Annotated in this window: 8 protein-coding genes; 5 read left to right on the top strand and 3 right to left on the bottom strand. The window is 58.0% G+C overall.

Annotated features, from left to right (window positions below; genetic code table 11):
* Positions 1-201 precede the first annotated feature (201 nt).
* On the top strand, positions 202-987 hold the full coding sequence (locus tag PROAA_RS04000; protein WP_186410099.1) for a class I SAM-dependent methyltransferase: 786 nt from the start codon (positions 202-204) through the stop codon (positions 985-987).
* A 135-nt stretch (positions 988-1,122) separates the two neighbouring features.
* On the opposite strand, the gene PROAA_RS03995 is transcribed toward PROAA_RS04000, so the two are convergent.
* Positions 1,123-1,836: an HAD-IA family hydrolase gene (locus PROAA_RS03995; RefSeq protein WP_245664146.1), complete on the bottom strand. Its 714-nt coding sequence runs from the start codon at positions 1,834-1,836 to the stop codon at positions 1,123-1,125.
* 191 nt (positions 1,837-2,027) lie between these two features.
* Between PROAA_RS03995 and PROAA_RS03990 the strand changes: the two genes are divergently transcribed.
* From PROAA_RS03990 to PROAA_RS03975, 4 genes are all read left to right on the top strand, one after another.
* Positions 2,028-3,815 (top strand): FAD-dependent oxidoreductase, encoded by a 1,788-nt coding sequence (locus PROAA_RS03990; protein ID WP_186410097.1) that lies wholly within the window; start codon positions 2,028-2,030, stop codon positions 3,813-3,815.
* Complete coding sequence (locus tag PROAA_RS03985) at positions 3,812-5,674, top strand: 2-oxoacid:acceptor oxidoreductase subunit alpha (RefSeq protein WP_186410096.1); 1,863 nt, start codon at positions 3,812-3,814, stop codon at positions 5,672-5,674. The genes PROAA_RS03990 and PROAA_RS03985 overlap by 4 nt, the downstream gene beginning before the upstream one ends.
* Positions 5,671-6,732 carry a 2-oxoacid:ferredoxin oxidoreductase subunit beta gene (locus PROAA_RS03980; RefSeq protein WP_186410095.1) on the top strand — a complete coding sequence of 354 codons (1,062 nt, stop codon included), beginning with the start codon at positions 5,671-5,673 and terminating at the stop codon, positions 6,730-6,732. The genes PROAA_RS03985 and PROAA_RS03980 overlap by 4 nt, the downstream gene beginning before the upstream one ends.
* 114 nt (positions 6,733-6,846) lie before the next feature.
* Positions 6,847-7,884 (top strand): DMT family transporter, encoded by a 1,038-nt coding sequence (locus tag PROAA_RS03975; RefSeq protein ID WP_281182229.1) that lies wholly within the window; start codon positions 6,847-6,849, stop codon positions 7,882-7,884.
* Positions 7,885-7,933: 49 nt separating this feature from the next.
* On the opposite strand, the gene PROAA_RS03970 is transcribed toward PROAA_RS03975, so the two are convergent.
* Together PROAA_RS03970 and PROAA_RS03965 are read right to left on the bottom strand one after the other, a co-directional pair.
* Complete coding sequence (locus PROAA_RS03970; protein WP_186410093.1) at positions 7,934-9,094, bottom strand: NnrS family protein; 1,161 nt, start codon at positions 9,092-9,094, stop codon at positions 7,934-7,936.
* A gap of 43 nt (positions 9,095-9,137) precedes the next feature.
* Positions 9,138-9,710: RluA family pseudouridine synthase (locus PROAA_RS03965; protein ID WP_186410092.1), on the bottom strand; the 573-nt coding region annotated here is incomplete at its 5' end.

Below are 9,710 nucleotides of genomic sequence, written 5' to 3'. Positions count from 1 at the left end.
TTTACCGAATCGAAGCGGTGGCTACCCCCCACCCGATTTACAGCAGTTTAGGGACTCAATCGTTTTCTTCTTTTCGTCAACTGTAAAAAAAGTCGACAATGAATGATGAAGTGAAGTCGAAATGCGTTGCGCAATGCTCTGTATCCGCCAGAAACTCGACTACTGCGCCAATCTGAATTATCAGGAATACTTCGGCCACCGATGAGCCGTGATCTATTCAAAACTTCTGTCAGGATGGAATCGCTTGACCCCGCCTTTGATCTGGCGGCAGCGTTATGGGCTGAGCGTCTTCAATTGCAGTTTGAGGTTGAGGCAGAGTTTGCCTTGCAGGTGGGACGGCAAGGCTTGCAACTGGCCGAGCTTGGCCCACGCGCGGCAGGCCCGATAAGAATTGACTTCATTGCGGGAGCCATTGCGCATCGACGGCTCTACGGGGGCGGCAACGGGCAGATGATCGCCAAGGCGGTAGGAATCCAGCCGGGGGTTCGTCCGGTGGTAGTGGATGCCACGGCCGGGTTGGGGCGTGACGCGTTTGTGCTGGCCAGGCTGGGTTGCGCGATGAGCCTTATCGAGCGCCAGCCATTGATTTACGCGTTGCTTGAGGACGGTATGCAGCGGGCGCTGGCCGACCCGGTTGTGGGAGCGATTGTTGCACAGATGCGGCTGATCGGCGGCAATGCCATCGATGTATTGCGAACGTGGAAATCCGAGCCGCCGCAGGTCATTTATCTCGATCCAATGTTTCCGCATCGTGATAAGAGCTCGCTGGTGAAGAAGGAGATGCGGCTGTTTCGTCCGCTGGCTGGTGATGACGATGACGCGCCGGTGCTGCTTGATGTGGCACTGGCACTGGCCTCGCATCGGGTGGTCGTCAAACGGCCGCGCAAGGCGCCGGCGATTGCCGGCGAACCGCCCGGCTATGTTCTGGAAGGCAAATCCAGCCGATTCGATATTTACCCGAAGAAGTCGCTGAAGGCGAAAGGGTAAGAACAGGAGCGAACCACCAAGTTACCAAGTGCACGTTGAAGCACCAAGAAATTCAAAATCTTTGCTTAGGTTTTCTTGGTGGGACTTGGTGTCTTTGTGACTTGGTGGTTCGCCTTTCTCGTCAACAATCTCTGTCTATGACGTACTCGCCGTCGCGTGCCACAGACGCAGTTTATCCAGCGAAACCCTTTCAGCCTCGGCCAGCACCATGCGCGCGCCGTCGAAATTCTCATTGATCGTGTAGTCACTGACGGTAATGACCGTCGGAATGCCGGCCGCAAGACTCGCCGCCAGTCCACGCTCGGAATCCTCCACCGCCAGGCAATCACGCGGTGGCAGCCTGAGTTGCTGCAGCGCCCACTGGTAAAGTTCCGGAGACGGTTTCTTGGCCGCTGCAACGTCGCCGGAGGCGATGACATCGAACCAGGAATCCACATTCGGGCCCAGATTGGCGCGCAACAGTCCCACCACATTATCCAGCTTCGAGCTTGAGGCGATGGCCAGCCGCATACCTTCGGTACGCGCATCGCAAATCAGTTGACCAATGTCGGCACGCAGCGGAATCGCTCCGGCAGCCAGCAAACGCTGATAATTCCGCGATTTGATGTCATGTACCCGGTGCATCAGCTCGTCGAAGTCGGGCCGGGCCAGCGTCGTGGGGTCAAAATTCTCGGCGTAGTAGCGCAGCCGCTCAAATCCGCCGCAGGTGACCAGCAACTTGCCGTAGAACGCTTCGTCCCAGTGCCAGGGCAGCCCGACTTCGGCAAAGGCGGCGTTGAACGCGGGGCGATGCCCGTCGCGCTCGGTGTTGGCAAGCGTACCATCGACATCAAAAATTAACGCGCGCAAGGCCATGCTGGATTACCCCCGTCTAGAGACATGGTGCCAAGACTAGCCGATTTTTATCGTGCAGGAAAACTGAATTCCTTTCCAGGTTGGTCGGCAGACGTTTTGCTTTGGCTTGGACGGTGCTAGAGTGCGGGGAGGCGGCTTCTTGTTGCCGATCCTTAGTAGCCACCGTGACAGGAGACTGAGCACACGTGATACCGACAGATATCGGCCAACACGATTACTTTCACAGAGTCGTGGATTGTCAGTGGGCGTGTCCTGCCCACACCCCCGTTCCCGAATACATCCGCCTGATTGCAGCGGGCCGGTATTCGGATGCCTACATGATCAACTGGCGATCCAACGTCTTTCCGGGCATTCTCGGGCGGGTCTGCGATCGGCCGTGCGAGCCGGCCTGCCGTCGCGGCCGGCTGGACCAGGAACCGGTAGCCATCTGTCGGCTGAAGCGCGTTGCTGCCGACCTGAAGGATGATATTCACGATCGCTTGCCGCCCGCGCCGGAGAGCAGGAATGGCAAACGCATCGCCTGCGTTGGCGCCGGCCCCGCTTCGCTTACCGTGGCGCGCGATCTGGCGGTGCTAGGCTATCAGATCACCGTTTTCGACAATGGCGCATCGCCTGGGGGCATGATGCGCAGCCAGATCCCGAAATTCAGGCTGCCGGACGACGTCATCGACGAAGAGTGTGCCTACATCGTCAATCTTGGCGTGGAAACGCGCTACAACCAGTGGATCAATAGCTTGCGGGATCTGCTGGCCGAAGACTGGGATGCGATCTTTGTCGGCACTGGCGCCCCGCGTGGGCGCGATGCGGACATTCCCGGTCGCCAGGAGGCGGCAGCACACATCCACGTCGGCATTGATTGGCTGGCCAACGTTGCCTTTGGTCATACGACCAGCATTTCTCCGCGCGTAATTGTGCTCGGCGGGGGCAATACGGCCATGGACTGCTGCCGCTCGGCACTTCGCATGGGCGGCGAGGATGTCAAGGTTGTCGTGCGCAGCGGCTTCGACGAAATGAAGGCCTCGCCCTGGGAGAAGGAAGACGCGGCGCATGAGGGTATCCCGATTCTCAACATGCTGGTGCCGAAGGAGTTCGTGCACAACAATGGGCAGCTTTCGGGCGTTCTGTTCGAGAAGGTCCGAGCCGAGTACGACGACAAAGGCAGGCGGAGTCTGATTCCTACCGGCGAAGCGGATATCCTGATGGAATGCGACGAGGTTCTGGTGGCCATCGGGCAGGAGAATGCCTTCCCTTGGATCGAGAAGGATATCGGACTTGAATTCGACAAGTGGGGACTGCCGGTATTGAATCAGGCGACGCTGCAATCGACGTTGCCCAAGGTATTTTTCGGCGGCGACTCGGCTCTGGGTCCGAAGAACATCATCACCGCCGTGGCGCAGGGGCATGACGCCGCAATATCGATCGATTTGTTCTGTGCCGGCAAGGACCTGCTGGAACGCCCGCCGCCACTGACCAATCTGGTCAGCCAGAAGATGGGCATTCACGAGTGGAGTTACGATAACCAGGTCTCCGAGGAGGAGCGGAAGAAGGTGCCGGTGAAGTCCCTGGAGAAGACGCTCAAGGACATCAAGCTTGAGCTTGAACTGGGCTTCGATCCGTACATGGCCTGCTCCGAGGCCGAGCGTTGTCTCAATTGCGATATCGAGACGGTATTTACCGCCAAGACCTGCATCGAATGCGATTCCTGCGTCGATATCTGCCCCACCGAATGCATTACCTTCACCGGCAATGGCGAAGAGGATGACTTGCGAAGCCGTTTGAAAGCACCGGCGGATAACCTGGATCAGGCGCTTTATGTTTCGGATATCCTGAAAACGGGACGCGTTATGGTCAAGGATGAGAACATCTGCCTGCATTGCGGCATGTGCGCCGAGCGTTGCCCGACAGGCGCCTGGGATATGCAGAAGTTTTTCCTGCAAATGGCGGAAGCCGGAACGGAGGTGCGAAGAAGATGAGTGCAATCAAGTCGATTCAGAGAAGCAATGATTTCGTCATCAAGTTTGCCAACGTCAACGGTTCCGGGTCGGCATCGGCCAACGAGCTGTTTGCGCGCGCCATCATGAACATGGGGGTGCCGGTGGCGCCGCGCAACATCTTCCCGTCCAACATTCAGGGCATGCCGACCTGGTACGAAATGCGCGTTTCGGAATCCGGTTGGCTGGGTCGGCGCGGCGGGTGTGACCTGATGGTGGCGATGAACCCGCAAACCTGGGATCGCGACGTTGCCGAGCTCGAGTCCGGCGGCTATCTTGTCTACGATTCGACCAAGACCTTGCCTCGCTCGCGGTTCCGCGAAGACATTACCGTGCTGGGCGTTCCGCTCACCGAAATCTGCAATCGCGAGTACACCGATCCGCGCCAGCGCCAGTTGTTCAAGAACATCATGTACGTCGGGGCGCTTACGGCTTTGCTCGACATCGAACTCGTTGTGGTCGAGAAACTGATTGCCGCGCAGTATCGTGGCAAGGACAAGCTGATTGGCGCCAACGTCAATGCACTCAAGCTGGGGTTCGACTATGCCCGCGCAAATCTGTCGTGCCCGATCGGATTGCGGGTGGAGCGTTCCGACGGTGTCGGCGATAGAATATTTGTCAATGGCAACGCTGCCTGCGGTCTCGGTGCTGTCTATGGTGGGGCGACGGTTGCCGCGTGGTACCCGATCACGCCTTCAACCTCGGTGATCGAGGCTTTCAGCGGCTATTGCCGCAAATTCCGCACCGATCCCGATAATGGCATGGCCCGCTATGCCGTAGTGCAGGCCGAGGACGAACTGGCGTCGATCGGCATGGTGATCGGGGCTGCCTGGAATGGCGCGCGCGCCTTTACCGCCACCTCCGGCCCCGGCATTTCTCTGATGCAGGAGTTTTTCGGCTTGGCCTATTTTGCCGAGGTGCCGGTTGTGGTTTTCAATGTGCAGCGTGGTGGCCCCTCGACCGGAATGCCGACGCGCACCCAGCAATCCGATCTTGTTTCCTGCGCCTATGCTTCGCACGGCGACACCAAGCATGTTCTGCTGTTTCCGGAAGACCCTTACGAGTGTTTCAAACTCGGCGCCCAGGCTTTTGATCTCGCGGACCGTTTGCAGACACCGGTTTTCGTTCTGCTCGATCTTGACATCGGAATGAATGACCGTCTGTGCCAGCCTTTCGATTGGGATGATCAGCGCCTTTACGATCGTGGCAAGGTGATGAGCGCTGAAGATCTGGAAGCCGGGAAGAATTTTGGCCGTTATCTCGATGTGGACGGCGATGGCATCCCTTGGCGCACCATTCCCGGCACGCATCCGAGCAAAGGCGCTTTCTTCAGCCGCGGCACCACACGCAACGCGTATGCAAAATACAGCGAGACGGGAACGGACTATGTCTACAACATGGAACGTCTGCGGCGTAAATTTGAGACTGCCAAGGAACTTCTGCCGGCGCCCGTTCTTCAACGTGCATCGCAACCAAGCCGCTTCGGTGTCATTTACTATGGTTCGACCGGTCCCGCGATGGACGAGGCTTTTGCGCTGCTCGAGAGACAGGGCATCCATGTCAATACGCTGCGCGTGCGCGCCTTCCCGTTTGCCGACGCGGTAATCGAGTTCATCAACGAGCACGATTGCGTCTTTGTCGTCGAACAGAACGAGAGTGGACAGTTGCGCATGCTGCTCATCAACGAAGGCGAGATCGATCCAAAACGCCTGGTTCGCGTTCTGCACTACGACGGTACGCCGATTACCGCCGGATTCATTTCCGGCAGCATTGCCGAAGCCCTCTCGAAGCACGACAGGGCTTTGGCATTTGCCTCGACCCGCAAACAGGTGGCGTCATGACCTACTTCATCAAACCCAGACTGTTGCGGCCAGATACGCCCAGAAATTCGCTCGGTTATACCCGGCGCGATTATGAAGGCGCCATTTCCACGCTGTGCGCCGGATGTGGTCATGATTCGATCAGTGCCGCGGTGGTGCAGGCCTGCTTCGATCTTGAAATCGAGCCGCACCGGGTAGCCAAGCTTTCAGGCATCGGCTGTTCGTCAAAGACGCCAGATTATTTCCTCGGAAATTCACACGGTTTCAATACGACGCATGGCCGTATGCCATCGGTACTCACTGGTGCCGCACTGGCCAATCGCGATCTTCTCTATTTGGGGGTTTCCGGCGACGGTGATTCCGCTTCCATCGGCATCGGCCAGTTTGCGCATGCCATGCGCCGTGGCGTGAACATGACCTACATTGTTGAAAACAACGGCGTCTATGGTCTAACCAAGGGACAGTTCTCGGCAACCGCCGACAAGGGCTCGAAAAGCAAGCGCGGTGTCGTGAATAGCGAGACGCCCATCGATCTGGTTGCGCTCGCACTGCAGCTGGGTGCCAGTTACGTTGGGCGCAGCTTCTCCGGTGACAAGGAGCAATTGATTCCGCTGATCAAGGGCGCCATACGCCATCGCGGGCCGTCCTTCATCGATGTGATCAGCCCTTGCGTTACGTTCAACAACCATGCCGGTTCGACCAAAAGTTATGATTACGTGCGCGAGCATAACGATGCCGTCAATCGCCTGGACGTCATCCTTCCGCGAGACCGGATCAACACCTCCTATGAGCCAGGCTCGTTGCGTCGGGTCGTTCAACATGACGGTTCGATCCTGAATCTTCGCAAGCTGGACAAGGACTACGATCCGTCGGACCGGATCGGTGCCATGAACCATCTACAGGAAAGACAGGCTCTCGGAGAGATTGTCACCGGCTTGTTGTACGTGGACAGCAGTGCCGAGGATCTGCATCGCCATTTGAACACGGTGGAAAAGCCGCTGAACCAGCTCGGCGATGACCATCTTTGTCCCGGCAGCAAGGCGCTTGAAGCGCTGAACGCATCGCTCAGGCGCGCCTGACCCAGTTTTGGCCGGCCGCGCGCCGGCAAGTTCGGAGAATCAGGTACGCACCCCAGATGGCCGCGACGTTGAAAGAGCTGGACGAAAGAGGTTGAGGTAATGGATCGGCCAGGCTTGTTGCCAAGTCCCGGTGTGTCGGCAGCGCTCGGCGCGGCTCTGCTTTTTGGCGCCGGTACGCCGCTGGCCAAGCTCATCCTGAGCGATGTCAGTCCCTGGCTGCTGGCCGGCTTGTTCTATCTTGGTTCCGGAATTGGCTTGACCGCAGTCCGGCTGGTGCGACGGGCGGCGCCGGTCCGATTGGCGCGCAACGAAGCTCGATGGCTGGCGGGAGCCATTCTGTCCGGCGGAATCGTTGGTCCCGTCCTGTTGATGTACGGCTTGGCCGGAATGCCTGCCTCGGGCGCTTCGCTGCTTCTGAATGCGGAGGCCGTGTTCACCGTGCTTCTGGCCTGGATCGTTTTTCGGGAACACATCGGCCGGCGTATTGCTTTCGGCATGATCGCCATAATTGGCGGAGTGCTCGTCCTGAGTTGGCCGGAAGAGGTCAGGTTTGCCGGCGTATGGCCCGTGCTGTCAGTACTCGGAGCGTGCCTGGCCTGGGGCCTCGACAACAATCTGACGCGCAAGGTTTCGCTTGCCGACGCGACATGGATCGCATCGGTTAAAGGGATGGTCGCGGGTGCCATCAATCTGGCGCTTGCATTGTTTCTTGGGGACCGGTTGCCGGATTTGCTCATCCTGGTCGCTTCGATGAGCGTCGGGTTCCTGGCCTACGGTGTCAGCCTGACGCTGTTCGTTATCGGGCTGCGGCAGTTGGGAACAGCCCGTACCGGGGCCTATTTTTCAGTTGCACCGTTTTTCGGAGCGCTGATCGCGGTGGCGACGGGAGAGCCGGTCACGGTCCGGCTGGCGGCTGCCGGGATGCTGATGGCCGTGGGCGTCTGGCTGCACCTGTCTGAACGCCATGATCATGAACACCAGCACGCCGCCATCGAGCATTCTCACGAGCATTCCCACGAGGAACACCACCAGCATCCCCACGAAAGCTTTTGTGCCCCGGGGATCAGGCACGCGCACCGGCATCGGCACGAATCAATGGTGCATACGCATGCTCATTACCCTGACGCACACCATCGGGACCACAGTCACTAGATTCGGTCCGGCAAACGCCGTTTTACGGGAGTTCATGCCTTGTCGCCGCTCAATGCTCCCTGCCGTCAACACGTGCCTGAACAAGGTAGGGAATATAGCGCCAGGCCAGAACTGAAAAGCAGACAAACCAGCAGAATGCGGCGAGATATATGCAGTGCAAATAGGTGGCCGGGGCGAATTGTGGCACGATAACGCGCGCAATGAATCCGAGGATCATTATTCTCAACACCCATTTGTCGAGGCCGTCGAATACCACTTTTCTGCCCGTATGGCCTTTTGAAATCCGGATCAGCATGGCCGGAATGACCATGCCCATGACGCCGAAGGTAAACACGTGGATCGATACGGTGCCAACCCAGGCGATATCGGTGAACGCGCTCACGACGTTGATCAGCAACTGGGCGACAAGGGCCAGGTAGCCAAGATACATGATGCCGATGTCAAGTCGGCGCAGGGCCAGTTGCGGCTTCCAGAAAACGAGACGGACGATCAGCAGGAGGGCGAGAAGCAGGGTGATTGCTGCACCCAGCCAGGGCGGCAACAGATCAACAAAAACCAGGCTCAAGGCAAGCAGTTTGATGGGTCCGTCGAGCCGCGGGTCGCGCAGGATGGAAACCTGGAAGACGCCTTTCATGAATTGCGTCAGCGTGCGCTCGAACATCACCAGGAAAGCCATGCGGAACAGCCCGATAGCCATGTTCCAGCCGATCTGGAAGTAGTCGGCGCTGAGCATCAGGTTTTTCGATGCGATAAAGAGCGGCAGGATGATGAGGAAAAGATAATTGTCGCGGTAGGAATCGTCCTTGTGATTTCTGATCAGCGTCCAAGCAATCATGACGACAATCGAAACAAGAAAGAGATTATTTGAAATGCGGAACAGGATGGGCGGCAGCGCGCCCTCGTACCACATGCCGGCACGTTCAATCAGCCAGGCGCCGACGAGAAGGATCAGTGCGTTGCCATGGTAGCCACGCTGATTGACCCAGTTCTTTGTCGAGGTGAGCAGAAAGCCACCGAGCACCGCCCAGCCAAAGCCGAAGAACATTTCGTGGGCATGCCACTGAATTGAGGAGTATGAGGTGGTCGGTGCCGGCAGGGTCCCGGTAAAAATCAGTGTCCACAGAACAGGCAAGCTCAGGCCCGATAGGCATGCCAACGAAAAAAACGGACGGAAGCCAACGAGCCAGAGTGGATGGGTCGAGATATTCATGAAGTTTCAGAGATTCGTGTGGTCAAGCGTGCATGAAGGAGAACTAGAAAGGCGCGGTCGAGGTGAAGCTCAGGCGCTCGCCGTTTACAGGGTGCGGGAAGGCCAGGTATTCCGCGTGCAAGAGCAGACGATCTGCTTTTCCCCTGGCAACAGGGTCAGCGTAAAGCGAGTCGCCAAGAATCGGGTGGCCGAGTGCTTGCATGTGTACCCGAAGCTGATGTGTGCGCCCAGTCTCGGGTACTAGTTCAAGGCGTGAACTTTGTTCGGCCGAATTGTAGCTCAACACCCGATAGAGGGTGAGCGAGGGTTTGCCCGTCTCAAAGTCGACTTTGTGAAGCGGGCGGTTCGGCCAGTCGACAATGAGCGGCAGGCATACTTCGCCGGAAGCCTCTGCGAGTTCTCCGTGGACAACGGCCATGTAACGTTTCTCAACCTGCCGGTTCTGAAAGAGGATGCTCAAGCGGCGATGCATTTCCTTTCCCCGTGCCAGAACGAGCAGCCCGGAGGTATCGAAATCAAGACGATGCACGATCAGAGCATCCGGGTAATCAACCTGAACACGCCTGATGAGACAGTCCTGTTTGTCTTCGCCACGCCCTGGTACCGAAAGCAGGCC

The sequence above is a fragment of the Candidatus Propionivibrio aalborgensis genome, from assembly GCF_900089945.1.
In the GTDB taxonomy this organism is placed as follows: Bacteria; Pseudomonadota; Gammaproteobacteria; order Burkholderiales; family Rhodocyclaceae; genus Propionivibrio; species Propionivibrio aalborgensis.
The sequence above is the reverse complement of the archived record's forward strand: the minus strand, read 5'-3'. Positions and strand labels throughout refer to the sequence as shown.